The sequence below is a fragment of the Pantoea sp. GM_Pan_4 genome, assembly GCF_026541005.1.
In the GTDB taxonomy this organism is placed as follows: Bacteria; Pseudomonadota; Gammaproteobacteria; order Enterobacterales; family Enterobacteriaceae; genus Pantoea; species Pantoea dispersa.
Window position 1 is genome coordinate 978,938 of record NZ_JALNUZ010000001.1, and the last position, 24,428, is coordinate 1,003,365.

Here is a 24,428-nt window from a genome sequence, read left to right on the forward strand (position 1 = left end):
AAAGCACGCATCTTAATGAGGGCGACTCGATCATAATATCGATAAATATTGCCCACCACTGATACTAAAAGTCACAGATGAAAAAACGTAACCTGCCGCCGTTGAATGCATTGCGGCTGTTCGAAACGGCCGCGCACGCCAACAGCCTGAGTGACGCGGCTGAGGAATTAGGGATGACTCACGGTGCCGTTAGCCGCCAGATCAAATTGCTTGAAGAGTGGCTGGGGCAACCGTTATTTGAACGCCAGGGACAACGCAGCGTGGCGGCGGAACATGCCCGGGCTTTTGCCGCAGAGATCAGCACCGCTTTTGACATCATCAGCGATGCTGCGGTGCGCTTTGGCAAAACACCCAACACCCGCACGATACGCGTCAATGCGCAAACCACCTTTGCGATGCACTGGTTGATCCCGCGCCTGCCGGCATTCCACAGCCAATATCCCGACATTGAAATCTCGGTATCCACCTCAAACAGTTCGGAGGTGAAAGGGCTATCTGGCTTTGACGTATTGATTCGCCGGGATGCGCTGAACAAACCTGAATGGCGTTACTTTGAGAAGAAAGCGTTATTTGAGGAAAAGCTCACCCTGATTGCCGCGCCGAAACTGTTAGCCACAATAGCACTGAACACCCCTGCAGACCTGGCGTCCCACGTTGTCGTGTTATCCAGTACGCGGTCAGGCGAGTGGGAACGGTGGATGAAGCAGGCTGGCGTCGGCGAGGTGCGTCCGGAACGTTTTCAGCGATTCGAACACAATTATATTAGCCTGCAGGCGATTATTGATGGCGTCGGTGTGGGTATCGGTGGAATACAAATGCTGGGACATGACCTGCAGGGCAACCGGCTTGTCACCCCGTTAGCTGTTGAGGCGAAGGGAAGCCGCTACGTGGCGTTAATTCCGCCTGACGTGGACAAATCATCCTCGCTAAACCGCTTTGTCGCATGGCTGGAACGGGAAGCATCCGCTTAATACCCGCCTGGTCGCTGCCAGAGGGGTATGTCGGGGCTTTTTCGGCAGGCACTACGGTGCGGACTCCACCACTTCCTGGCGCGGACGGAACACATGATCGCTGCCCTGCGCCAGCAAACGCTGCAGCAGCTGCTGGCCGCCGCGATCGTCCGCCTGGGCAAACAGCCGCTCGGCTTCGGTGATCGGCGTCGCCCACAGCAGATTGGGCCGATCGCCGTCGCGCTTCGGCAGCCGCAGTTGCGCGTTTTCGCCCGCCAGCCCGTTGGCCAGCAGGAAGCTTTCAAAGCCGACCGGCGCAACTTCCGACGCCAGCGTGTGCCCTTCGCCAATCCACGTCAGCCGCGCCCATGGCAGATGAGCAAACTCCGCCAGCGCGCTGGCCATCTGTACCGCGTTGGCCTCGGTCATCACTTCGCCATCCACCGCCATCGCCAGCTCTACACGCCGGTACTGCGGTGCCAGCTCATCAAACAGGTAATCCACCTGCGGCATCGGCCGGATACTCATGCCGAGCGTGAAGAAATACCACACGCCGTTATGCCAGTGCTGCGAAATTGCCATCGGCGGCCAGTTGCCCTGATCGATGGCGTAATATTTTACCGACTCACCAAACTGCGCCTGGTAACGCTGCAGCAGCTCGCTCTGCACGCGATCCCACTGCTGGCCATCGTGCCAGTCACGCCAGAAATGACGCTGCTGTTCGGCGCGCGCGTAGTAATCGTTGGTGGAGGCTGAACCGAGCGGCGCGGTGAGACGGTTCTCTTTGATGCAGCCCGCCGAGAAGCTGACCTGCTTGTCCTGATACAGGCTCCAGCCAGGGATCACCGCCAGCAGCTGGCCGTAATACCACAGCGCGGCACCGTCGTCGCTGGGCTCCCACAGAATTTGCAGGCCGGCCGGATCGAGCATCGGCTCCGCTTCCAGCGTGCGGCAATAGCTGGCGCTGAGCAGCGGCGCAATACCCTGCTCCATCGCTTCGCGATCTTCCTGCGCCGGTGCCGGCAGCAGATTGCGCAACCAGCAGCCGCGCACGGCGTACTGACTGCGGAACAGGTCGTTCGGCCAGATATAAAAATAGGCGGTACGCGCATCCTGTTCGACGATGGCGGTTAAAGTGTGTTGCTGATTCGGCACCTCAGCAATCAGAGGTTGGTGTGTCATAACGCCTCGACAATGCCTGGAGGGATCCATTTTCCCCGAGAATAGAGCAGGATCGGCACTCGCGCCATGTGACACAAGGGTAAAACTCTCAAAGTGCGCCAGGCCATCGTTCAGCCCGGCTTAAGAATGGTGGGGGCAGCGGCGGCGAAGCTTCAGATTTTTTTGCGATTCTTTTACCGCTTCGCATGCTATTGTCAGCGCACTCTTCTGTTGCGGAGCTGTCGTCATGGTGCTGCAAACCCTCGATCTCAATCTGCGCGAAATCGTGATTCTCGCCCTGCTGCTGTGGCTGTTTGTCCGCTATACGTGGGTGATGGCAGCCCTGACGCTGAACGTCGGTGCCATCGCGCTGCTGGTGCTGCTGCCGCTGGATATCTACTACACGCTGGTGCCGCTGGCGCTACTGGGCGTTGGCCTGGGCATGCTGCTGCATCACTATCAGCAGCGCCAGCTCCTGCTGAAACGCGAGGCGCGCACGCCGCGCAGCTACACCAGCAAGCAGGATGAATTTCACCTGTAACGCGGATCGCGCCCCATGCGCTGCATGGCACGCGCCCAGGCGCCACGCTGGATTGACCAGCGCAACAGGGCGGCAATCAACGCGATCTGCTTATCAATCCGCCATTGCGCCACTGGCCCGATCGGCTGTTGCATCAGCTGTTGCGCCCAGTCGGGCAGCAGACCACAGCCAGCCCGCAGCATGACGCGCATCGCCGGTTTCGCCTGCCAGCTGGGTGCTGGCGCATTAAGCAGCAGCTGCATCACTTCGTGAGTGCGCGCATCGTAAACCAGCTCTGCCCGCATCGCCTGTAAATAGGCCTCAACCGCCTCTACGCTTTTCGGCACCTGCTGCGCACCAAGCGCTTCCGCCACCCGCGCCGCTTCGGCGTAATAACGATCGCGATCGGCGAGGCTGAGCTGTGGATTTTTGTAGCGCAGATGCGCGGCCAGGAAGCGGCTGGTTTCTGCAACGTGCACCCAGGTAAGCAGATGCGGATCGCTGGCGGCATAGGGTTTGCCGGTGTTATCGATGCCGGTGACGCGCAGATGGATGCGTTTGACCCGCTCAATCAGCGTATGCGCATCGGCGGTGTTGCCGAAGGTGGTGACCGCGATGAACTGGCTGGTGCGCCGCAGCCGGCCGAGCATGTCCTGGCGGAAACTGGAGTGATCCCACACGCCCGCCAGCGCCGCCGGATGCAGCATCTGTAGCATCAGCGCGCTGATGCCGCCGCACAGCATCGCGGGAAAGTCGCCGTGCACCTGCCAGATGATGTGGTCAGGACCGAACAGGCCGGGATCGCCCGGCGGTTGAGAGATGTCAAATTCGTTGAGCGACAGGCCGTTAAGGCGAAAGACCTGCTGTTCGATGCGGTGGCGGAGATTCATCATATTGACGCGTCAGGCTGGTTAAGCTGGTCGGCATGAATGCCGACCCTACAATGTCACGTCAGCATAACATGTACAGGTTGATCTGGTCGGCATGAATACCGCCCCCGGAATGCTACGACAGCATAACCTGTAGGGTCAGCATTTATGCTGACCCTAAGACTCACAAATAATCGAACTGCGCATCCTGGGTTCTGACTGAATCCAGACCGATCATCACGTTGAATTTGCCCGGCTCGGCGACGTGCTGCATCTTCTGATTCCAGAACTTCAGCGCATCGACATCAATCTTAAAGCGCACGGTCTGCGACTCGCCGGCCTTCAGCATAATGCGCTGGAAGCCTCGCAGCTCCTGCACCGGACGGCTGATACTGGCAACCGGATCGTTCAGGTACAGCTGCACCACCGTGGCACCATCGCGTTTGCCGGTATTCGTCACCGTCACGCTGGCTTCCACCGTGCCGTTACGCGGCATGGTCGGGGCAGACATCTTCACCGGCGACACGCTGAACTGGGTATAGCTCAAACCGTAACCAAACGGATAGAGCGGACCGTTGACCGCGTCGTAGTAGTGCGAGGTGTACTTGTTCGGCTTCTCGAAATTGTACGGACGGCCGGTTGGCAAATGATTGTAATAAATCGGAATCTGTCCGACCGAGCGCGGGAATGACACCGGCAGTTTGCCCGATGGGTTGTAATCACCGAACAGCACATCGGCGATGGCGTTCCCGCCCTCGGTACCGCTGAACCAGGTCTCCAGCATCGCATCCGCCATGCGGTCCTCATTTACCAGCGCCAGCGGACGGCCATTCATCAGCACAATCACCAGCGGTTTCCCGGTGGCTTTCAGGGCCGCCAGCAGCTTCTGCTGGCTCGGCGGGATCACCAGGTCGCTGCGGCTCGACGCTTCATGCGCCATGCCCTGCGCCTCGCCCACGGCCGCCACTACCACGTCCGCTTTTTTCGCCTGCGCGACCGCTTCGTCAATCAGCTGCTGCGGCGAACGGGCATCGACGCTGACCGCCTGCTCATACAGGTTGAGGAAGTTCTGGATACCTTTGTTATCGGAAATATTGGCCCCTTTGGCATACAGCACGGTGCCTTTGCCGGCCATGGCGCTGCGCATGCCCTGCAGCAGCGAGACAGATTGCTTCGCCACGCCCGCAGCCGACCAGCTGCCCATGATATCGCGCTGGCTATCGGCCAGCGGTCCCACCAGCGCCACGGTGGCCTCTTTCTTCAGCGGCAGGGTTTCATGCCAGTTTTTCAGCAGCACCATACTGCGGCGCGCCACGTCGCGCGCTTCCGCCCGGTGCAGGCGGCTTTCCGCATTGGTGTCCTGCGGATCGCTGCCTTTCGGTCCGAGATGGCTGTACGGATCGTTGAACAGGCCCATGTCATATTTAACGTTGAGCACGTGACGGGCCGCATCGTCGATTTCCGCCATGCTCACCGCGCCGCTTTTCACCAGCCCCGGCAGGTATTTGCTGTAATACTCGTCGCTCATACTCATGTCGATGCCGGATTTCAGCGCAATGCGCACGGCATCCTGCGGATCGCTGGCGACGCCATGTTTGATTAACTCTTTGATGGCACCGTGATCGCTGATGGTGATGCCTTTGAATTTCCAGTCGTTGCGCAGAATATCTTTCAGCAGCCAGCTGTCGGCGGTGGCCGGGGTGCCGTTCAGCGAGTTGAGCGCCACCATCACGCCGCCGCTGCCGGCATCCAGTGAAGCTTTATACGGCGGCAGATAATCCTGGAACAGGCGCTGCGGGCTCATGTCGACGGTGTTGTAATCACGACCGCCTTCCACTGCGCCGTAAGCTGCAAAGTGCTTAACGCTGGTCATGATGGCGTAGCGGTCGGCGGCGCTCTTGCCCTGCATGGCTTTGACCATCGCACTGCCCATCTGCGAGGTGAGATAGGTATCCTCGCCAAATCCTTCAGAGCCGCGGCCCCAGCGCGGTTCGCGTGACACATCCACCATCGGTGCCCAGGTCATGTTGAGGCCATCGTCTGCCGCTTCATAGGCGGAGATGCGTCCCACTTCGCTAACGGCTTGCAGATCCCAGCTGGCGGCGAGGCCAAGCGGAATCGGAAAAATAGTGCGCTGGCCGTGCACCACATCATAAGCAAAGAACAGCGGCACCTTCAGGCGGCTGAGCTGCATGACCTGATCCTGCATGGCGCGGATATCCGGACGCGTTACCGTATTGAAAATCGCCCCGACCTGGCCGTGCTGAATCATGTCGCGAATCGCCTCTTTTGGCGTATCCGGACCGACGCTAATCAGGCGCATCTGCCCGATCTTTTCATCCAGCGTCATTTTGCTCAGCAGCTGATTAACAAAGGCGTCGCGCGCCTGTTCCGTCATTGGATGGGGGCCGAACAGGTCGTCCGCAAACGCGGGTTGCACGGCAAGGGAAACAGCGAGGCTAACAGAGTAAATCCATTTCATCAGGTCAGGTTCTCTTAAGTAACTGCGCAATATCGAAATAACCGGGGCAGTGTGCCACAAGATGAGGATAGCAGGTAGCCGCCATTGTCACACTGCGCCCCCGTGGCCGACGCGTGCTACAGTAGAAACGCCACGTTAACGACAAGGATAGGCTAATGAATAACAACACCTCACACCCTGCCCTGCTGTCCGAGCTGCGCCGTCTGGTCGGCGCGTCACAGCTGCTGACCGACGCAGAGCAAACCGCGCGCTATCGTAAGGGTTTCCGTTCCGGCGAGGGCGATGCGCTGGCGGTGGTTTTCCCCGGCTCGCTGCTGGAGCTATGGCGCGTACTGCAGGCGCTGGTACAGGCCGATGCCATCGTGCTGATGCAGGCCGCCAATACCGGCCTGACCGAAGGTTCAACGCCCAACGGCAACGATTACGATCGCCCGGTGGTGATCATCAGTACCCTGCGTCTCGACAAACTGCAGCTGATCGACGGCGGCAGGCAGATTCTCGCCTTCCCCGGCAGCACGCTGTATCAGCTGGAGAAAACCCTTAAACCGCTCGGGCGCGAGCCGCACTCGGTGATTGGCTCCTCGTGCATCGGCGCCTCGGTGCTGGGCGGCATCTGCAATAACTCCGGCGGCTCGCTGATCAAACGCGGCCCGGCCTACAGCGAAATGGCGCTGTTTGCACAGGTGGACGCCGACGGCAAGCTCCGGCTGGTCAACCATCTGGGCATTGACCTCGGTCATTCGCCGGAAGAGATTCTCGGCCGGCTGGACGATGAGCGCTGGCAGCCGGATGATGTACGCTGGGATGCGCGCCACGCGTCCGACCACGAATACGCCGAGCGGGTGCGGGACATTCATGCCGATACGCCGGCGCGTTTCAACGCCGACCAGCGGCGCCTGTTTGAGGCGTCAGGCTGCGCCGGCAAACTGGCGGTGTTTGCCGTGCGGCTCGACACCTTCCCCACCGAGCCGAAGCAGCAGGTGTTTTACATTGGCACCAACGACCCGGCGACGCTCGGCGAGCTGCGTCGCCACATACTGGCGGAGTTTACCCATTTACCGGTCGCCGGTGAGTACATGCACCGCGATATTTTCGACATCGCCGAGGTCTACGGCAAAGACACCTTTGTGATGATTGATAAACTCGGCACCGACAAGATGCCACTGTTTTTCACCCTCAAAGGCCGGGTGGATGCCTGGCTCAGCAAGCTGAGCTTCGTTAAGCCGCACCTGACCGATCGCCTGCTGCAACGCATCAGCCGCTGGTTCCCGGCGCACCTGCCGAAGCGCCTGAAGCAGTATCGTGACAAATACGAGCACCACCTGATGCTGAAGATGTCTGGCGACGGCGTGGCCGAAGCGCAGGCGTATCTGCAGGAGTATTTCCGCGAAGGCGGTGGTGAGTTCTTTGCCTGCGACGCCAAAGAGGGCGCGCACGCCTTTTTGCATCGTTTTGCCGCAGCCGGTGCCGCCGTGCGCTATCACGCGGTGCACGCTGACGAAGTGGAGGATATTCTGGCGCTGGACATTGCGCTGCGCCGCAACGATCAGGAGTGGTTTGAGCGCCTGCCGCCGGAGTTTGATAACGATCTGATTCATCGCCTTTACTACGGCCACTTCTTCTGCCATGTGTTCCATCAGGATTACATTGTGAAGAAAGGCGTAGATGCCCATGCGCTGAAGGAGAAGATGCTGGCGATCCTCGCGGCGCGCGGCGCGGAGTATCCGGCAGAGCATAACGTTGGCCATCTGTATGCGGCCAAACCGCAGCTGCAGGCGTTTTACCGCCAGCTCGATCCGACCAATACCTTTAACCCGGGCATCGGGAAAACCAGTAAGCACAAAGGCTGGGCGGTGAAAGCCTGAGTCAGATCTGCCGGACCCGTAGCGGCGCGATTTATCGCGCGGGTTTGCTGCATCAGAGGCAAACCTTAGCGCAATGAATTGCGCCGCTACGGTCTCATGCCATTATGGCAACGCTTCACCTTCATTCTGCGTCGCCGGCAGCGCGCGGCGTTCGATGATCATGGTCTGTGGCGTCGACAGCACGATGCCCTCTTTGCGCAGGCGCGTCAGGATATCGAACAGCAAATCGCTTTTCGCACCGGAAATCTGGCGCTGGCTGGCGACGTTGCCGGTCACGCTCAGCACAATACCCGCCGGCGTCAAATCTTTAAACGAAACCGACGGCTCCGGCGTTTCGAGAATACGCTCGTTTTCGCGATACACGTCCAGCAACAGTTCGCGCACCTGCACCGGATCGATATCCAGCGGGAAGGTCAGCTGAATCGTCACCACGCCCTGCGCGTTGCCCATGGTGGCGTTACGCACGTTCTGCGAAATCAGCTGCGAGTTCGGCACGATCACCGTGGATTTATCGCCCAGCTGAATCTCAGTCGCACGCACGTTAATACGGCGTATATCCCCTTCGATGCCGCTGATGCTCACCAGATCGCCGACCTTCACCGGACGTTCGGTCAGCAGGATCAGACCGGAGATAAAGTTCTTCACGATCTCCTGTAAGCCGAAACCGATACCCACCGACAGGGCGCTGACGATCCACGCCAGCTTGTTCCACTGCAGCCCCATAATCGACAGCGTCAGCAGGATAATCAGCACGTAGCCGATATTGCTGAACAGCGTCACCAGCGACACGCGCATGCCGATGTCCATGGTGGTCTTCGGCAGGAACTCTTTGTCCAGCCAGCGCCGCACCGAGCGCAGCACGTAGATACCCACCACCAGACACAGAATGGCGTTCACCATGTGCGCCGGCACAATGTTGAGCGACTCCAGCCCTTTGCCACCCCAGAACTCAATGACTTTCTGGATCAGCTCAATCGGCGTGGACGAGGCAAACGTGCCGTTGAGCAGCGCCAGCGCGACAAATGCCACCAGCAGGGTTTTACCCACGGCGCTGAGCAGCGTTGCGGCCTGCTGCAGGTAGCGCTCGTCAATATTCAGCGAGGTCTGCAACCGCTTGCCGGTCGCGTTGTTGGTGGAGAACAGGCTTTCACAACCGTCGTTGATCAGATGACTGAGGAAGTAGAACGAGCCAAACAGGATGCCGCACCAAATCACTTCATAGCTGAGGAAGCGCGCCAGCGTGACGTAGCCGACAATCAGCGAAACCAGAATCGCCACGGCGGTGACCGTCAGCGCCAGCTGCACCAGACCGACGACTGTGGGACGCGCTTCCGGCGGATTGCCGGCCTGCGCCATGCGACGACGCACGCGATTGGTGCGCATGCTGATCGCCAGCCCGGTGCAGCCAATCAGCAGCGCCGTCAGGCCGTTGGCAAAAATGGTGGTGTTCAGGCTGGTGCCGACCGTGTAGTTAAACGACTCGGCGGTCTGGAAGATAAACACCAGCGCGGCGGTAATCGGCGGGAACGGCTTCAGCGCCAGCGCCACTTCACTGGAGATGCTCGGCAGACGCCAGCTCGGGCGGCGCGTTGACAGAAATGCGCGGCCGAGACCGGCGATCAGTCCGCAGTAAACGCTGAGCTGCACCAGACGGCTGATAAAATCCTGCACGTCGCTGGACACTTCATCGCGGCGCACAAACGCCAGCGAGAGAAAGTTAAAGGTCAGCACCACGGCCGCCAGCGTAGTCAGCGCAATCGCCGCCGCGAGGAAGCTGCGGCGCAGCCGCCCTTCCGGCAGTTTGTGAATGCTGACCCACGCCAGAAACTCTTCGCTGTAACGCCGGCCCAGCGTCATCACCAGCAGCGCCGCCAGCAGCCAGCCGACCGTGCCCACGCGCCAGCCCGGCTCCCAAGACAGCGCGGCGGTATCCTGCAGCTCGCTGATAAAGTCGCCAATTTTTTCGCCATCCAGGTCCTGACGGCTGAACAGCGGTGACCAGAAGCGCGGTCCTAAAATACTGCCGGAGTTGAGCGCCAGCTGGCTTTTTAGCTGATCGCGCCGCAGGTTGACGATCTGCGAGGACAGTACCAGCGCCCCGTTTTTGATGCCGTCGGCCTGCTTGATCTGATCATCCAGCTTGCCCTTCTGATTCTCCAGCGCGGCGCGTTTGCGCGTCACTTCCGGCGTCTCTTTCACGCCGCTGTCCGCCTTCGGCGCCGGGCCGAGCACCGCCAGCTGCGCATCCAGCTGCTGACGCTGCGGAATCAGCGCCTGGCCGAGGGTTTCCGCATTACCTGACAGCTCCAGCGCCATCTCATTGAGCTGGTTGAGCTGGTTTTCATTGGTATCGCCAGACACCTGGCCCTTAATTTTGTCGAGGATCTTCTGCATCTTCGGCAGTTCAACCGCCGGATTGACCTTCGGTGCCGCGTCTTCTTCCTGCTGCGCGGGCGCGGCGTTGTCATCCGCATAGCTGAGCGCCGGCGTGAATAACACCAGCAGCAGCAGGAACGGGGTAAACAGAGAACGAAACTTGAACATATGAGTGAGATTCCAGCGCAATAACAGCCTATAAACGCAAGGTTAACCGTGAATGGTCGCCAGTGTAGGACTTTGCCCTCAGGGAAACTATAGGAATGGTGGCGTAAAACATTGGTGCTAACGATAAGAAATTTTGTTCATTTAAGCGCCGTTGACCGTCAGTCACGCGCCACCACAATACACGGCGCACTCCCTTGCGCCGCTACGCTGAGTAACAGGTTGCGTTACTCCACGTCCGCACTGCTGGCAAGCTGCGACGCTTTCTGCTTTTTGTACGCCAGCGCGGCCGCCGGCACCGGCGCCGCCTTGCCGGTTTCCAGCCAGTCGCGCAGGCGGTTGGCATCGGCAAAGTGGGTATATTTGCCAAACGCATCCAGCACCACCAGCGCCACTGGACGGTTATTAATCATGGTACGCATTATCAGGCAGTGACCGGCCTCGTCGGTGTAACCGGTTTTGGTCAGCTGAATGCGCCAGTCATTTTTGTACACCAGATGGTTAGTGTTGCGGAACGGCAGCGCGTAGCTGGGGTGTTTAAACACCGCCGTCTCCTCTTTGGTGGTGCTCAGCTGACCAATCAGCGGATACTGGCGCGTGGCCCTGAGCAGCTTCACCAGATCTTCCGCACTGGAGACGTTATGCAGCGACAAACCGGTCGGCTCTACGTAGTGGGTGTGCGTCATGCCGAGCGCGCGCGCTTTGGCGTTCATGGCGCGGATAAAGGCGTCGTAACCGCCGGGATAGTGATGCGCCAGGCTGGCCGCCGCGCGGTTTTCCGAGGACATCAGCGCCAGCAGCAGCATGTTGCGGCGGCTGATTTCACTGTTGAGCTTCACGCGCGAGAATACGCCGCGCATTTCGGGCGTCTGGCTGATATCGACCGACAGCATTTCGTCCATCGGCAGTCGGGCATCCAGCACCACCATCGCGGTCATCACTTTGGTGATCGACGCGATAGGCCGCACCCGGTCCGGATGGCTGGAAAACAGCACTTTGTTATTATCGAGATCGACAATCAGCGCGCTGCCGGAGGCGATTTGCGGCTGGGCAATCGGCGCCAGATCGGACAGTTTTGCTGCGGCGGCGAGCGCCGGAGTCATCGCAGCTGGCGCGGCGACAAACAGCGCCAGCGACAGCAAAGAAATACGCATTTTTACAGACATCGTGTCAAAAAAATCCGGTGAGGAGGTTTGCGCTGTGTCGAAACACAGGCCGCCGGCGTCAGGCCTGATGCGACGCGGGCTGGCTGCGCTATCATACGCGCTCGTCTGCGAAATTTCTTAGGGAGATTGTTTCCGGGCGTTAAAAAAGGCGGGCATGACAGACGCTGCCAGGCGCAGCGGGATCAGTCAGGTCGCCATGGCTGACGACCTGACCTTTATCACGGTCAGAACAAGCGTGGCCCGTAACCCCACAGAATCACCGTCAGCGCCAGCAGCACCTCGAACACCAGCACGCCAATCGCCAGCGTCGAGCCGGAGAAGCGCAGGCTCTCTTCACGGTCAATGTTGAGGAATACCGGGATGCCGACGTACAGCAGATAGCCGGTGTACATCAGCGCTAACGCACCGGCCAGCACGCACAGCCACACCAGCGGATAGAGCGCCACCAGCCCGCTGATAAACAGCGGCGTTGCCACATAGCCGGCAAACACGGTACAGCGCTGTATGCTGGGACGCTGCGGATAGTCGCGCGCCATCCAGTGAATGACGCGGCCCATCACCGCCACACCGCCTAAGATGATCAGGTAAAACAGAATGCCGAGACCAATACCGGTCAGCATGTTGAGTTGCACGAACTGCCCTTCGCCCAGATTCCAGCCCAATTGCGTGGTGCCGATAAAGGCGCAGATCACCGGGATCGCCGCCATCAGCAGAACGTGATGGGTGTAGTGGTGCGAAACGCTCTCGTTTTCCTGCTTGATATCACGCATCTCCTGATTGGGATGCGCCAGAAGACCCCAGACATGATTCATACAATCACTCCTCTGATGCGACGGGCTGCCCCAGCGATCAGGCTGTCCAATGCAGGCAGCTTCAGTTCAAGTATAATCGGCGCGGCTGTTTTTGCGGCCAGCGGCACAAAAAAAGCCGCAGCCAGCTAGACTGTTAGCTGTATCGCTTACCCAGGGAGGAGCAATTGCACATCGATATCAATGGATTAATCACCCAGTACGGTTACCTGGCGCTGCTGATTGGCTGCATTGCCGAAGGGGAAACCTTTACCCTGCTGGGCGGCGTCGCGGCGCACGAGGGCCTGCTGCACTTCAGCGGCGTGGTGCTGGCGGCGATGGGCGGCGGCATTATTGGCGACCAGCTACTGTTCTGGCTTGGCCGCCGCTATGGTACGCGCATTCTGCGGCGCTTCCGCAAACATCAGGACACCATTAAAAAAGCTAACCGGCTGATTCAGAAGCACCCCAGCCTGTTTGTGATTGGCGTGCGCTTCATGTACGGCTTTCGCCTGATTGGACCGATAATTATTGGCACCAGCCGCCTTAAGCCGCTGCGCTTTTTCGTGCTTAACGTCATTGGTGCCGCGCTGTGGGCGCTGATTTTTGTCACCCTCGGCTACTTCGCCGGTGAAATTATTACGCCGTGGCTGCACAAGCTTGATCAGCACCTCAAGCACTTCATCTGGCTGGCGGCGGCAATAGTGTTCGGCATCGTGCTGCGCTTTGTAATTCGCCGCTGGAACCGCCGCCGCGCCGGTTAACTGTGGTAACCCTTGAACTGCGGGTTGGCCAGCATGAAGCCGCCGTCGACCACGAATGACTGTCCGGTGGTGTAAGTGGCCCATTCCGAGCACAGCCACGCCACCAGACTGGCGATTTCGCGCGTATCGCCAGGGCGGCCAATCGGGATTTCCGGCATGCGCCGGCTGTGCGCCTCGCTGTTGTTCATGTCATTCATCGGCGTGGCGATGGCGCCCGGCGCCACGGCATTCACCAGAATGTGGTGCGGCAACAGGCTCAGCGCCATTGATTTGGTCAGCCCGCCAAGCGCATGTTTGGCTGCGGTATAGGCAGCGGCATCCGGCAGCGGCGTATGCTCATGCACCGAGGTGATGTTGATGATGCGCCCGCCGTCGCCCTGATCCACCATATGCCGCGCGGCAATCTGCCCGCAGACAAAGGCGCCGTCTACGTCAACGGTAAAGACTTTGCGCCAGTCCTCAAAGGTCACATCAAGAAAATCGGCTTTGGTCATCACGCCGGCATTGTTCACCAGCACATCGATGCGGCCCAGCGAATTGATCAGCTGCGCCAGCTGCTGCCCGCCAGCCTGCGGATCGGACAGATCGAGCTGCCGCACCTGGGCCAGCTGGCCTTTACTCTCCACCAGCCGCGCGGTCTCCTGCGCGCCCTCTTCATCCGAGCGCCAGGTGATGCCGACGGTGTAACCGGCCTCGGCCAGCATCACGGCGCAGCTGCGTCCAATCCCCGAATCTGAAGCGGTCACTACGGCGACTTTCTGTTTGCCCAGTGTCATAACGTTCTCCTGCCTGATGGGTGTCTTCACAGTATAGAAGTTATCGTTCTGTGCCACGTCGCAGCCGATTCTGCCGTTTCGTCTATAGTTAACAATCGGATAGCGTTCAGGAGGCAGGATGAGCAAGATTAAACGCAGAATTGACGACCACGGCGTCATCGGTGATTTACGCACCTGTGCCCTGATCGCGAACGACGGCACCATTGATTATCTTTGCTGGCCCGAACTCGACAGCCCCTCCGTGTTTGCCGCCCTGCTCGACAGCGACGAAGCCGGCCTGTTTTCGCTGGCACCGCAGTGGCAAAACGCGCGCCAGCAGCAGCTCTACCTGCCCGATACCAACATTCTGCAAACCCGCTGGCTTGATGAGGCCGGCGTGGCGGAAATTACCGATTACATGCCGATCTGCGACGAGCGCAGCAAAGTGCCGCGCCTGGTGCGGCGGGTAAAAATGATCCGCGGCACCGCCACCTTTGATCTGCGCTGCGCGCCGCGCCACGACTATGCCCGTGCCGAAACGCGCACGGAGACGCGACCAGGCGGTATCGCCTTTGTCGCCGAAGGCCAGCCGTCGCTGCGCCTGAGCGCCACGGTGGTGATGACGCGCGAACCGGACAGCGCGGTGGCGCAGTTTACCCTGCAGGCCGGTGAGCACGCCGAATTTGTGTTTGGCAACGATGACGATCCGCAGGTGCAGCATATCGCGACCGAGCGCTGCTTTCGCGATACCGTGGATTACTGGCGACGCTGGAGCAGCCACAGCTCTTATCGCGGCCGCTGGCGCGAGATGGTGACGCGCTCGGCGCTGGCGCTCAAGCTACTCACCTCGCACCAGCACGGCTCAATTGCGGCAGCCGCCACTTTTGGCCTGCCGGAAGAGCTGGGCGGCGAGCGTAACTGGGATTACCGCGCCTCGTGGATCCGCGATGCCTCGTTCAGCATGTACGCGCTGATGCGGCTCGGCTATGTGGAAGAAGCGCGTGACTTCACCCATTGGGTCGGCCGCTGCGTTGAGCACAGCCACGACGATACGCCGCATTTGCAGGTGATGTACCGTCTCGACAGCGGCACCGAGCTGCACGAGACCGAACTGCTCAACCTCTCCGGTTACGCCAACTCGCGCCCGGTGCGCATCGGCAATGATGCCTGGCGCCAGACGCAGCTGGATATTTATGGCGAGCTGATGGATGCGGTATACCTTGCCAACAAATACGGCGAAGCCATCTCGCAGCGCGGCTGGCGCCATGTGTCCAGCATGATTGACTACGTCTGCGTTAACTGGAACCAGCCGGACGCCGGTATCTGGGAGATGCGCGGCGAGCCGGAGCACTTTCTGCATTCGCGCCTGATGTGCTGGGTGGCGCTGGACCGCGCACTGCGGCTGGGCATGAAGCGTTCGCTGCCGATGCCATACGATCGCTGGGACCGGGTGCGCAGCGAGATCCGCGACGACATCTGGCAGAACTTCTGGAACGATGAACTCGGCCACTTCACCGCCACGCGCGGCGGTAAATACCTGGATGCGTCGATGCTGCTGATGCCGCTGGTGCGCTTTGTCAGCTCGACCGATCCGGAGTGGATCGCCACGCTGGATGCGATTAAAACCCATCTGGTGAGCGACGGTTTAGTGCGGCGTTATAACATCAGTGAGACGCCCGCCGATGCGCTGACCGGTGGCGAGGGTGCGTTTGCCGCCTGTTCGTTCTGGTATGTGGAGTGTCTGGCGCGCGCCGGGCGGGTGCACGAGGCGCATTTCGAGTTTGAAAAGCTGCTGAGCTACGCCAATCCGCTGGGATTGTACGCCGAGGAGTTTACCTCCCACGGCAACGCGCTGGGCAACATGCCGCAGGCGCTGACCCATCTGGCGTTGATCAGCGCCGCGTTTTTCCTCAACCGTAAACTGAGCGGCGAAGTGACGCTGTGGCAACCGTAAGAAAATTCACATTTTGGGCGGCGTGGCAAAGAGAATAGTCTGTGAAACGCCGCGTTTTGCGTAAAGTATCTTCAACCAGCGAAAATCCTGATTCCCATCATTGCGCCTATGCACATATAATGCGCAGCGGGTTATTCTGACCCTGATGGGTTCGACACACTGACAAGCCATGAAAATGGCCATAACGACTTGTAAAAACATGAAAAAAAGCATTCGCGTGTTCGCTTCACTCGCCCTCGTACTGGCGGCGTTCAGCCAGTCGGCCTTTGCAGTCGTCTATCCGCTGCCTCCAGCGAATAGCCGCCTGATTGGCGAAAATATTGAAATCACCGTGCCAGACGACAGCAAACTGCCGCTGGAAGCGTTTGCGGCGCAGTACCAGATGGGCCTCAGCAACATGCTGGAAGCCAATCCGGGCGTGGACGTTTACCTGCCGAAAGCAGGCACTAAAATGGTGATCCCGCAGCAGCTGATTCTGCCTGACGCACCGCGTGAAGGCATCGTGATCAACAGCGCCGAGATGCGTCTCTATTACTACCCGAAAGGCACCAAAACTGTCGTGGTGCTGCCGATCGGTATCGGCGAGCTGGGTAAAGATACGCCGGTTAACTGGACCACCGCGGTTGAGCGCAAGAAGAATGGTCCAACCTGGACGCCAACCAAAGCGATGCACGCAGAGTACGCGGCGCGCGGCGAGAGCATCCCGGCTGTGTTCCCGGCAGGTCCGGATAACCCGATGGGCCTGTACGCGCTGTACATTGGCCGTCTGTATGCGATTCACGGCACCAACGCCAACTTTGGTATCGGCCTGCGCGTGAGCCACGGCTGCGTGCGTCTGCGTGCGGACGACATCAAATGGCTGTTCGACAACGTGCCAGTGGGTACGCGCGTGCAGTTCATTGACCAGCCGGTAAAAGCCACCGTTGAGCCAGACGGTTCGCGCTACATCGAGGTTCACAACCCGCTGTCGACCACCGAAGAGCAGTTTAACTCACGTGAACTGGTGCCAATCAGCCTGACGTCCGCCGTGACCAAAGTGGTGGCCGATGCCAGCACCAATCAGGATGCCGTGAACAACGCCATCCAGGCACGTACCGGTATGCCGACCAAAATCAACGGTCAGCCGGGCGAAGCCCAGCCTGCGCCGGTGATGGTGCAGGAGTCTTCTGACGCGATGCCGAAAGAAGAGCCGATGACGCCGCAGGGTGCCACCGCCGTCGCGCCACAGGCCGATGCGCAGCAGCCCGCTGAAGCCGCTCCGGTTGAGCAGGCCGCGCCGGCACAGCCTGCCAGCAACGGCAACAGCCTGTAAGGGTTTGCTGTCGATGATCAAGCCAGCCGCAGGGCTGGCTTTTTTATTGCCCGATCGCCGGGATCATTGTGCGATTGTGTCGCGGTGCAGTTGCGCGCTCAATCGTGTGGTCGGCGTAACGCCAGCCAGCCCGCCACCAGAGTAAATACCAGCACCACCAGCACTAACAGCAGAAAGCCGTGCGGATTGTTCGCCAGCGGAATGCCGCCCACGTTCATGCCAAAAAAACCGGCTACGATATTGATGGGCAGCGCCAGCACGGTGATTGAGGTGAGCAAAAACAGCGTTCGGTTGCTCTGCTCCATCAGGCGGGCAGCGATCTCCTCCTGCAGCAGGCGAATGCGCTCCATCAGGCTGGCAAGATCGTTAAGCGCTACGCTGAACTCCTCGGTGAAAATGCGCAGCTCACTGAGCGGTTCCCGGTTGAGCCAGTTTGGCGGCCGGTTAAGCAGGCGAAACAGCGCGGCCGGCTCCGGCGCCAGCAGCCGCTGGACGCGCAGCAGCATGCGGCGCAGATGGCCCAGCTCGCTGCGGTTGGCTTTGATCGCCGCGCTCAGCAGCCGCTCTTCTATCGCATCCACCGCCTGGCTGGAGCGCCGCACCACCTGCTCCAGCTGCGCTTCCTGTTCGCCGAGCAGCCACAGCAGCATCGCATCCGGCGCGCTGAAGCACAGCCGATCAATCTGCTGATGCATACGTTCAATCATGCCAACCGGGCGATAGCGCGCGCTGACCATCACCTGCGGCCGGCACCAGATCCACAGCGTCGCATTTTGCGTGCTGCGCTCCTCTTTACTGAAGGTGACGTCATTCAGCACCGCCAGCAGCGCATCGTTTTGCTGCGCCAGTCGGGTGCGCGGCGAGGCCGAATGAATCTCATCGAAAAAATCGTCATCTACGCTGAAGTGGTCCTGAACCCAGCGCTCGGCGCGGGCATGATTCAGGTTAATGTGCAGCCAGAGAAAGCAGCCGTCGGGTAAGGTGTGCCGCGCCAGCTGCGCGGCCTCGCGCGCGTTGAGGCGCTGTGGCGGCGCATCCGGGTTGAACAGGTAACCGTGAATCAGTCCGGCGACTTCGTTGTTGAAGTCGGGCAGCGAGGCAAGCGGCAGGACAGGCTGGAGCATAGCGGCGTGAAGATCCCAGAGCGGTCAGATCCACAGCCTGCGACAGGTCTGTTACAGCATGATGACAGCCCGCGCTGGCATCATCATTCTGTCATACAAAACCCGTATCACACTGCAGTTAACGGGTGCCATTCGTGCATCGTTAATTCACCCCGGGGGGTGTGCTATGGCTGAAAACAGTTTACCTGCATCATCGTCCGCCAGCGGACGCCCTAATCTGCACCCGCGCAGCGGTCGCGCCTCGCGCTTGCTGTTTCTGCTGCTGCTGGTGGCCGGGCTGGTGTTCACCGGTATCAATCTGTTCAACGACGTGGAAGAGACCGGCGCGGTCGTCACCAGCTATACGCCGTTTCTGCTGCTTGGCGTGGCGCTGCTGATTGCGCTCGGCTTCGAGTTTGTTAACGGCTTTCACGATACCGCCAATGCCGTCGCCACGGTGATCTACACCCACTCGCTGTCGCCGGGCGTGGCGGTGATGTGGTCCGGCTTGTGTAATTTCCTTGGCGTACTGCTCTCCAGCGGCGTGGTGGCGTTTGGCATTATTTCGCTGCTGCCGGTGGAGCTGATTCTGCAGGCGGGCAGCGGTCACGGTTTCGCCATGGTGTATGCGCTGCTGTGCTCGGCGATTGTCTGGAACCTCGGCACCTGGTATTTCGGCCTGCCCTCTTCCTCTTCGCACACGCTGATCGGCTCGATTATTGGCGTGGGCGTGGCGAATGCGCTGCTGCACGGCCGCAGCGGCACCAGCGGCGTCGACTGGGAGCAGGCGGTTAAAGTCGGTTACGCCCTGCTGCTGTCGCCGGTGATTGGCTTCATCTGCGCCGCCGTGCTGCTGCTGGCCATGAAGGCATTGGTGCGCAATCGTCAGCTGTATCAGGCGCCGGAAGGTAATCAGCCGCCGCCAGCGTGGATTCGTGGCCTGCTGATCCTCACCTGTACCGGCGTTTCGTTTGCCCACGGCTCGAACGACGGTCAGAAAGGCATGGGGCTGATTATGCTGATCCTGGTCGGCACTATGCCGATCGCCTATGCGCTCAACCGCTCGCTACCGCCGGAACAAATTCCGCGCGTGGCGGCGTTAACCCAGGTGACCGAACAGCAACTGCTGACGCTGCAGCCACCGCCCGCCGCAATGCCGGCAGCGCGTGAGGTGCTGACGGAATATGTACGCACCAGCCAGAACCGGCCGCAGGTGCTGCCGGCGCTCGGCATGATGCTCGGCGATATCGGCGAACAGATTCGCCAGTACGGTTCGGTAGAAAATATCCCGGTGCAGGTGGTCACCAACACGCGCAACGATATGTATCTCGCCTCGGAGACCATCAAGCATCTGCAATCGGCCAACGTCGCGCTGCCGGAAGAGACGGCGCGCAACCTGACGGCGGTGAAGCACGAGCTGGACGCGGCTACGCGCTTTATCCCGATGTGGGTCAAAGTGGTGGTGGCGATTGCGCTGGGTCTCGGCACCATGGTCGGCTGGCGCCGGATTGTGGTTACGGTGGGTGAGCGCATCGGCAAAACCCATCTCACCTATGCGCAGGGTGCCAGTGCGGAGCTGGTGGCGATGGCCACCATTGGCGCAGCCGATGCCTTTGGTTTACCGGTGTCGACCACCCATGTGCTGTCGTCCGGCGTGGCCGGTACCATGGCGGCCAACCGATCCGGCCTGCAGCTCGCCACCCTGCGCAACCTGGCGCTGGCGTGGGTGCTGACGCTGCCGGTATCGGTGCTGCTGTCAGGGCTGCTGTATGCGCTGTTTATTCATCTGGCCTGATAGGCTCTGAAGACTGCTGGTGCAGGCGCAGCGTAATCAGGAACGCGCCCAGCACCATCAGTGCTGCCGCCAGATACACCGACTGCATGCCCCAGTGGCCGATTAACAGCCCCGCCACTGGTCCGGTCAACCCCAGCCCCAAATCGAGAAACGCCGAATAGGTACCGAGCGCCGATCCCTGATCCTGCTGCTGTACCCGCTTCACCGCTTCCACGCCCAGCGCCGGGAACACCAGCGAGAAACCGCCGCCGGTGAGGAAGGCGCCAATATCCACCAGCCAGCTGCTGTCCGCCTGCCAGATCAGCAGCAGACCGGCGCCCTCCAGCACGAAGGAGATCAGCGAGACCTGCAGCCCGCCGAAGCGCGTGATATAGCGCCCGCACGCCAGCCGCACCAGCACGAAGCCGAGGCTGAACAGCGTCAGGGCGAACGCCGCGCCGCTCCAGTCGCGACTGGCGAAATAGAGGGTAATGAAGGTGGAGATCACGCCAAAGCCGATGGTGCCAAATCCCAGCGCCAGGCCAAACAGCCAGACGCGGCTGACCACGCGATGAAACGGAATGCGCACGCCGGCGCTGACGCTGACCGCCGGCTTGCCGGAGGCCATCCAGAAGCCGATCGCCCCCATCAGCGCGACCAGACCGGCAAAGCCGCTGATGCCAAAAATCTGGTTCAGCAGCACGCCCAGCGGCGCACCAATCGCCATGGCAAAGTAAGTCGCCACGCCGTTCCACGAAATGACTCGCGCGGTTTGCCGCGGGCCGACAATGTTCATGCCCCACAGCGTCGAGCCGGTACTGCTGAAACTTTCCCCGACGCCGAGAAACAGCCGCCCCAGCGCCAGCAGCGTCAGACTCAGCAGCGGCGCACCGCTGCACAGCGCGGCAATGATCGACAGCACGCCGCTCATGCCGCAGCACACCAGCCCCATCATCACCACGCGTTTCGGGCCGTAGCGATCGGCCAGCCGGCCAGAGTGCGGGCGACTGAGCAGCGTGGCGAAATATTGCAGACTGATGATCAGCCCGGCGATAAACGAGCTGAAGCCCAGCTGGTTATGCACAAACCCCGGCAGCACCGCCAGCGGCAACCCGACGGACAGGTAGCAAAAGAAGGTGAAAACGATGACGGAGAGGATGCGTTTATTTAACTGAGCATTACTCAGTACAGCGGCGTCAGACATGGAAGATGGCGTCAGAAACGTGGTGAAAGTGAAGGTTCACTATACCGGTTAGCAGACTAAGGATCGCGGCTTTTTTTGTTATAAAACATGGCGGCAGCGCACGCTTTCACCGGGTGATCGCTGGCTTGCCCGTTAACGCGGCGGACCTGACGGGTCAAGTACCACCGCTCAGGTTCAGATGCAGGACACCTGGGCCATGCGTGCGGCATGGCGTTCGATGGCGCTGGCGATCTCGGCGGAGACACGCAGCGTGCGGATCTCGCTGAACAGGCCGTCGGCCTCATGGTAGGCTTTGCGCAGATAGCCCAGCCACTGCTTGATGCGCGCAACGTGGTAATTGCCGGTATCACCCTGCTTTTCCAGCTGGGTGTAGCGCAGCAGCAGCTCAACCACCTGCGACCACGGCATCGGGGCTTCGTTGTATTTCACCACGCGCCCCAGGTTAGGCACATTGAGCGCGCCGCGCCCGAGCATGACCGCGTCGCAGCCGGTAATGCGCAGGCAATCCTGCGCATCCTGCCAGTTCCAGATTTCGCCGTTGGCGATCACCGGAATGGTCAGACGCTGGCGAATTTCACCAATCGCCTGCCAGTTGATGCTCTCTGCGCGATAGCCGTCCTCTTTGGTCCGGCCATGCACCACCAGCTCGCTGGCACCGGCCTGCTGCACCGCATCGGCGATCTCGAAACGCCGCGCGCCCGAATCCCAGCCGAGCCGCACTTTCACCGTGACCGGCAGATGAGCGGGCACCGCCTCGCGCATCGCTCTGGCACCGCGATAGATCAGCTCCGGATCTTTCAGCAGCGTCGCACCGCCGCCGCTGCCGTTCACCAGCTTCGACGGGCAGCCGCAGTTGAGGTCAACGCCCCACGAGCCCAGCTCCACCGCGCGTGCGGCGTTTTCTGCCAGCCATTCAGGATACTGGCCCAGCAGCTGCATGCGCACGCGCGTGCCGGAGGGCGTCCGGCTGTGGTGGTGCAGTTCCGGACACAAACGGTAGAAGGATTTTACCGGCAGCAGCTGATCGACCACGCGTAAAAACTCAGTGACGCACAGGTCATAGTCATTCACGCCGGAGAGCAGTTCACGTACCAGCGAATCCAGTACGCCTTCCATGGGCGCCAGTAAAACCCGCATACCGTTACGCGTTCCCGTTGCTCTTGGCTGCCGGACGACGTGAGCGCGCCGGTTTACCCGCGTTGCCAGCCGCCGGGCCGTTGTTGCCCGGACGACGCGGTGCACGCGCCTCGCCCTGTGGACGCGCGCCGCCGTTACCGGCGCTGGCACGCTGACCATTGCCGCCGCTGCGGCTGCGCGGTGCGTCAGCACCCTGCCCCGGCGCGCGGCCCTGGCCACGTCCACGCGGCTGCTGCTGACGGCCATTCTGAATCGGCTCCGCCTTGATGCTCGGATCCGGCTCAAAGCCCGGCAGCGCAATGCGCGGAATTTCCCGCTTCAGCAGGCGCTCGATATCACGCAGCAGCTTGTGCTCGTCCACGCACACCAGCGACAGCGCAGCACCGGTGGCCGCGGCACGACCGGTACGGCCAATGCGGTGCACGTAATCTTCTGCCACGTTCGGCAGCTCGTAATTGACCACGTGCGGCAGCTCTTCGATATCCAGACCGCGCGCGGCAATATCCGTCGCCACCAGCACGCGAATGCCGCCGGTTTTGAAGTCGGCCAGCGCACGGGTACGCGCGCCCTGACTCTTGTTGCCGTGGATCGCGGCGGCAGTGATGCCATCTTTATTGAGCTGCTCAGCGAGGTGGTTAGCACCGTGCTTGGTGCGGGTGAACACCAGCACCTGCTGCCAGTTGTCGCGACCAATCATCAGCGACAGCAGTTCCCGTTTGCGCTTCTTATCGACAAAATGCACCTGCTGCGACACCTGCTCGGAAGCGGTGTTGCGGCGTGCCACTTCCACCTGTTCCGGGTTGGTGAGCAGTTTTTCCGCCAGCGCTTTGATCTCGTCCGAGAAGGTGGCAGAGAACAGCAGGTTCTGCCGTTTGGCCGGCAGTTTTGCCAGCACGCGGCGAATATCGTGGATGAAGCCCATGTCGAGCATACGATCCGCTTCGTCCAGCACCAGGATTTCCACCTGCGACAGATCGACCGCATTCTGGTGCGCCAGATCGAGCAAACGCCCCGGCGTGGCGATCAGTACATCGACGCCGCCGCGCAGTTTCATCATCTGCGGATTAATGCTGACGCCGCCGAACACCACCAGCGAACGCATATTGAGGTACTGGCTGTATTCACGTACGTTTTCGCCAACCTGCGCCGCCAGTTCACGGGTTGGAGTGAGGATCAGCGCACGTACCGGACGGCGACCGCGCGCCGCTGCCGGTTTTTCTGACAGACGCTGCAGCAGAGGCAGCGTGAAACCGGCGGTTTTACCCGTGCCGGTCTGGGCGCTCGCCAGCAGGTCACGACCGGCCAGCACCACGGGAATCGCCTGACGCTGGATTGGCGTCGGTTCACGGTAGCCCTGTTCTGCTACCGCACGCAAAATATCGGCATTCAAGCCGAGAGAGTCAAAAGACATGCAGGTGTATTACTCCGAACCGCCCTGATCGCGCTGCGCGATGTAGTTTTCAGGGGGGATATGACGCAGCCTAAAGGCCTGCGTGTGAAAAGGGCACAAACTACCATGCGTAAGAGCGGCAGTGTAGCAGCTTTCCGCAAGAACCGCGACCAGCAAAACGTGAGGGTAATGGGCCGCTGCGCGGTGGCGCATAAAAAAGGAGCCGCAGTGGGCTCCTCTTTTCTTGCTGGCACGTCCGCTTAGCTGCGTTTTTTCTGCACGCGCTGCGGTGGCTCTTTGGCCAGCAGCGACACCAGCGCCGGGCCCACCAGCATTACCACGCCCAGACAACCAATCAGCAGATTGTTATGGATGAAGCGTGAAATCAGGAACAGCGTCAGCATCGCCGCGCCGAAGTAGTATGTCGTCGTCACTTCTTCCAGAGAGTCACCAAAGCGGCGCAAACGGGCACTACGCTGCAGGGCCAGCATGGTGATGAACACCAGCGCATAAGCTGCCACCAGGGTACTGCTCACTTCGACCAGTGCCTTATGTTTCCAGCCCCACACCAGTGCCGCGATCACCAGCAGGTGGGTCGCAATATGCAGGCAGGTTTGACCGGTAACAATCTGAACACGATTAGACCATTTCATTCTCTTCTCCTGGCAGACCCAACAGGTCGCCCAAGTGTAT

At 60.5% G+C, this 24,428-nt stretch carries 19 protein-coding genes; 7 read left to right on the top strand and 12 right to left on the bottom strand.

Features of this window, described 5'->3' with window-relative positions; translation table 11 throughout:
* The first annotated feature begins 77 nt into the window (after positions 1–77).
* The gene (locus OXR61_RS04755; RefSeq protein ID WP_021508467.1) at positions 78–971 is read left to right on the top strand and encodes a LysR substrate-binding domain-containing protein; all 894 of its coding nucleotides are present in this window, start codon (positions 78–80) and stop codon (positions 969–971) included.
* Between the two features lie 51 nt (positions 972–1,022).
* On the opposite strand, the gene OXR61_RS04760 is transcribed toward OXR61_RS04755, so the two are convergent.
* On the bottom strand, positions 1,023–2,132 hold the full coding sequence (locus OXR61_RS04760; protein ID WP_021508468.1) for a suppressor of fused domain protein: 1,110 nt from the start codon (positions 2,130–2,132) through the stop codon (positions 1,023–1,025).
* 226 nt (positions 2,133–2,358) lie between these two features.
* Between OXR61_RS04760 and OXR61_RS04765 the strand changes: the two genes are divergently transcribed.
* Positions 2,359–2,652, top strand: a complete 294-nt coding sequence (locus OXR61_RS04765) for a hypothetical protein (protein WP_021508469.1) — start codon at positions 2,359–2,361, stop codon at positions 2,650–2,652.
* Here OXR61_RS04765 and OXR61_RS04770 read toward each other — a convergent pair.
* Both OXR61_RS04770 and bglX read right to left on the bottom strand, forming a co-directional pair.
* Positions 2,643–3,524, bottom strand: a complete 882-nt coding sequence (locus OXR61_RS04770) for an oxygenase MpaB family protein (protein ID WP_021508470.1) — start codon at positions 3,522–3,524, stop codon at positions 2,643–2,645. The genes OXR61_RS04765 and OXR61_RS04770 overlap by 10 nt on opposite strands.
* A gap of 160 nt (positions 3,525–3,684) precedes the next feature.
* Positions 3,685–5,982, bottom strand: coding sequence for a beta-glucosidase BglX (bglX, locus tag OXR61_RS04775; protein WP_031279874.1), 2,298 nt, complete (start codon positions 5,980–5,982; stop codon positions 3,685–3,687).
* A 155-nt stretch (positions 5,983–6,137) separates the two neighbouring features.
* On the opposite strand from bglX, the gene dld reads away from it, so the two are divergent.
* Complete coding sequence (dld, locus tag OXR61_RS04780; RefSeq protein ID WP_021508472.1) at positions 6,138–7,847, top strand: D-lactate dehydrogenase; 1,710 nt, start codon at positions 6,138–6,140, stop codon at positions 7,845–7,847.
* Between the two features lie 102 nt (positions 7,848–7,949).
* On the opposite strand, the gene OXR61_RS04785 is transcribed toward dld, so the two are convergent.
* From OXR61_RS04785 to OXR61_RS04795, 3 genes are all read right to left on the bottom strand, one after another.
* Positions 7,950–10,391, bottom strand: coding sequence for a DUF3772 domain-containing protein (locus OXR61_RS04785; protein ID WP_021508473.1), 2,442 nt, complete (start codon positions 10,389–10,391; stop codon positions 7,950–7,952).
* 224 nt (positions 10,392–10,615) lie between these two features.
* On the bottom strand, positions 10,616–11,554 hold the full coding sequence (gene pbpG / locus OXR61_RS04790) for a D-alanyl-D-alanine endopeptidase (protein ID WP_021508474.1): 939 nt from the start codon (positions 11,552–11,554) through the stop codon (positions 10,616–10,618).
* Positions 11,555–11,778: 224 nt separating this feature from the next.
* Positions 11,779–12,366, bottom strand: coding sequence for a Yip1 family protein (locus OXR61_RS04795; protein WP_021508475.1), 588 nt, complete (start codon positions 12,364–12,366; stop codon positions 11,779–11,781).
* A 164-nt stretch (positions 12,367–12,530) separates the two neighbouring features.
* Here OXR61_RS04795 and OXR61_RS04800 point away from each other — a divergent pair, with 164 nt between their 5' ends.
* Positions 12,531–13,106: a DedA family protein gene (locus OXR61_RS04800; RefSeq protein WP_021508476.1), complete on the top strand. Its 576-nt coding sequence runs from the start codon at positions 12,531–12,533 to the stop codon at positions 13,104–13,106.
* On the opposite strand, the gene OXR61_RS04805 is transcribed toward OXR61_RS04800, so the two are convergent.
* Positions 13,103–13,882, bottom strand: coding sequence for an SDR family oxidoreductase (locus OXR61_RS04805; RefSeq protein WP_021508477.1), 780 nt, complete (start codon positions 13,880–13,882; stop codon positions 13,103–13,105). The genes OXR61_RS04800 and OXR61_RS04805 overlap by 4 nt on opposite strands.
* A 118-nt stretch (positions 13,883–14,000) precedes the next feature.
* Between OXR61_RS04805 and OXR61_RS04810 the strand changes: the two genes are divergently transcribed.
* Both OXR61_RS04810 and OXR61_RS04815 read left to right on the top strand, forming a co-directional pair.
* A complete protein-coding gene (locus OXR61_RS04810; protein WP_021508478.1) occupies positions 14,001–15,815 on the top strand; it encodes a glycoside hydrolase family 15 protein in 1,815 nt (604 codons plus the stop codon).
* A 199-nt stretch (positions 15,816–16,014) separates the two neighbouring features.
* Positions 16,015–17,127, top strand: a complete 1,113-nt coding sequence (locus OXR61_RS04815) for a L,D-transpeptidase family protein (protein ID WP_021508479.1) — start codon at positions 16,015–16,017, stop codon at positions 17,125–17,127.
* 98 nt (positions 17,128–17,225) lie between these two features.
* On the opposite strand, the gene OXR61_RS04820 is transcribed toward OXR61_RS04815, so the two are convergent.
* Complete coding sequence (locus tag OXR61_RS04820; RefSeq protein WP_021508480.1) at positions 17,226–18,251, bottom strand: transporter; 1,026 nt, start codon at positions 18,249–18,251, stop codon at positions 17,226–17,228.
* A gap of 166 nt (positions 18,252–18,417) precedes the next feature.
* Between OXR61_RS04820 and OXR61_RS04825 the strand changes: the two genes are divergently transcribed.
* Positions 18,418–20,025, top strand: a complete 1,608-nt coding sequence (locus OXR61_RS04825; RefSeq protein ID WP_021508481.1) for an inorganic phosphate transporter — start codon at positions 18,418–18,420, stop codon at positions 20,023–20,025.
* Here OXR61_RS04825 and OXR61_RS04830 read toward each other — a convergent pair.
* The 4 genes from OXR61_RS04830 to OXR61_RS04845 all read right to left on the bottom strand — a co-directional run bounded on the left by OXR61_RS04830 (position 20,009) and on the right by OXR61_RS04845 (position 24,388).
* Positions 20,009–21,208, bottom strand: a complete 1,200-nt coding sequence (locus tag OXR61_RS04830) for an MFS transporter (RefSeq protein WP_021508482.1) — start codon at positions 21,206–21,208, stop codon at positions 20,009–20,011. The genes OXR61_RS04825 and OXR61_RS04830 overlap by 17 nt on opposite strands.
* Positions 21,209–21,382: 174 nt before the next feature.
* Complete coding sequence (dusC, locus tag OXR61_RS04835) at positions 21,383–22,345, bottom strand: tRNA dihydrouridine(16) synthase DusC (protein ID WP_031279875.1); 963 nt, start codon at positions 22,343–22,345, stop codon at positions 21,383–21,385.
* 4 nt (positions 22,346–22,349) lie between these two features.
* A complete protein-coding gene (gene rhlE, locus OXR61_RS04840; protein ID WP_021508484.1) occupies positions 22,350–23,756 on the bottom strand; it encodes an ATP-dependent RNA helicase RhlE in 1,407 nt (468 codons plus the stop codon).
* A gap of 239 nt (positions 23,757–23,995) precedes the next feature.
* Positions 23,996–24,388 carry a YbhQ family protein gene (locus tag OXR61_RS04845; RefSeq protein ID WP_021508485.1) on the bottom strand — a complete coding sequence of 131 codons (393 nt, stop codon included), beginning with the start codon at positions 24,386–24,388 and terminating at the stop codon, positions 23,996–23,998.
* Positions 24,389–24,428: the final 40 nt, after the last annotated feature.

Excerpts from the sequence above, each read along its gene's own strand:
- OXR61_RS04755 (WP_021508467.1), top strand. The coding sequence starts at position 78 with ATGAAAAAACGTAACCTGCCGCCGTTGAATGCATTGCGGCTGTTCGAA.
- OXR61_RS04760 (WP_021508468.1), bottom strand. The coding sequence starts at position 2,132 with ATGACACACCAACCTCTGATTGCTGAGGTGCCGAATCAGCAACACACT.
- OXR61_RS04765 (WP_021508469.1), top strand. The coding sequence starts at position 2,359 with ATGGTGCTGCAAACCCTCGATCTCAATCTGCGCGAAATCGTGATTCTC.
- OXR61_RS04770 (WP_021508470.1), bottom strand. The coding sequence starts at position 3,524 with ATGATGAATCTCCGCCACCGCATCGAACAGCAGGTCTTTCGCCTTAAC.
- bglX (WP_031279874.1), bottom strand. The coding sequence starts at position 5,982 with ATGAAATGGATTTACTCTGTTAGCCTCGCTGTTTCCCTTGCCGTGCAA.
- dld (WP_021508472.1), top strand. The coding sequence starts at position 6,138 with ATGAATAACAACACCTCACACCCTGCCCTGCTGTCCGAGCTGCGCCGT.
- OXR61_RS04785 (WP_021508473.1), bottom strand. The coding sequence starts at position 10,391 with ATGTTCAAGTTTCGTTCTCTGTTTACCCCGTTCCTGCTGCTGCTGGTG.
- pbpG (WP_021508474.1), bottom strand. The coding sequence starts at position 11,554 with ATGTCTGTAAAAATGCGTATTTCTTTGCTGTCGCTGGCGCTGTTTGTC.
- OXR61_RS04795 (WP_021508475.1), bottom strand. The coding sequence starts at position 12,366 with ATGAATCATGTCTGGGGTCTTCTGGCGCATCCCAATCAGGAGATGCGT.
- OXR61_RS04805 (WP_021508477.1), bottom strand. The coding sequence starts at position 13,882 with ATGACACTGGGCAAACAGAAAGTCGCCGTAGTGACCGCTTCAGATTCG.
- OXR61_RS04810 (WP_021508478.1), top strand. The coding sequence starts at position 14,001 with ATGAGCAAGATTAAACGCAGAATTGACGACCACGGCGTCATCGGTGAT.
- OXR61_RS04815 (WP_021508479.1), top strand. The coding sequence starts at position 16,015 with ATGAAAAAAAGCATTCGCGTGTTCGCTTCACTCGCCCTCGTACTGGCG.
- OXR61_RS04820 (WP_021508480.1), bottom strand. The coding sequence starts at position 18,251 with ATGCTCCAGCCTGTCCTGCCGCTTGCCTCGCTGCCCGACTTCAACAAC.
- OXR61_RS04825 (WP_021508481.1), top strand. The coding sequence starts at position 18,418 with ATGGCTGAAAACAGTTTACCTGCATCATCGTCCGCCAGCGGACGCCCT.
- OXR61_RS04830 (WP_021508482.1), bottom strand. The coding sequence starts at position 21,208 with ATGTCTGACGCCGCTGTACTGAGTAATGCTCAGTTAAATAAACGCATC.
- dusC (WP_031279875.1), bottom strand. The coding sequence starts at position 22,345 with ATGCGGGTTTTACTGGCGCCCATGGAAGGCGTACTGGATTCGCTGGTA.
- rhlE (WP_021508484.1), bottom strand. The coding sequence starts at position 23,756 with ATGTCTTTTGACTCTCTCGGCTTGAATGCCGATATTTTGCGTGCGGTA.
- OXR61_RS04845 (WP_021508485.1), bottom strand. The coding sequence starts at position 24,388 with ATGAAATGGTCTAATCGTGTTCAGATTGTTACCGGTCAAACCTGCCTG.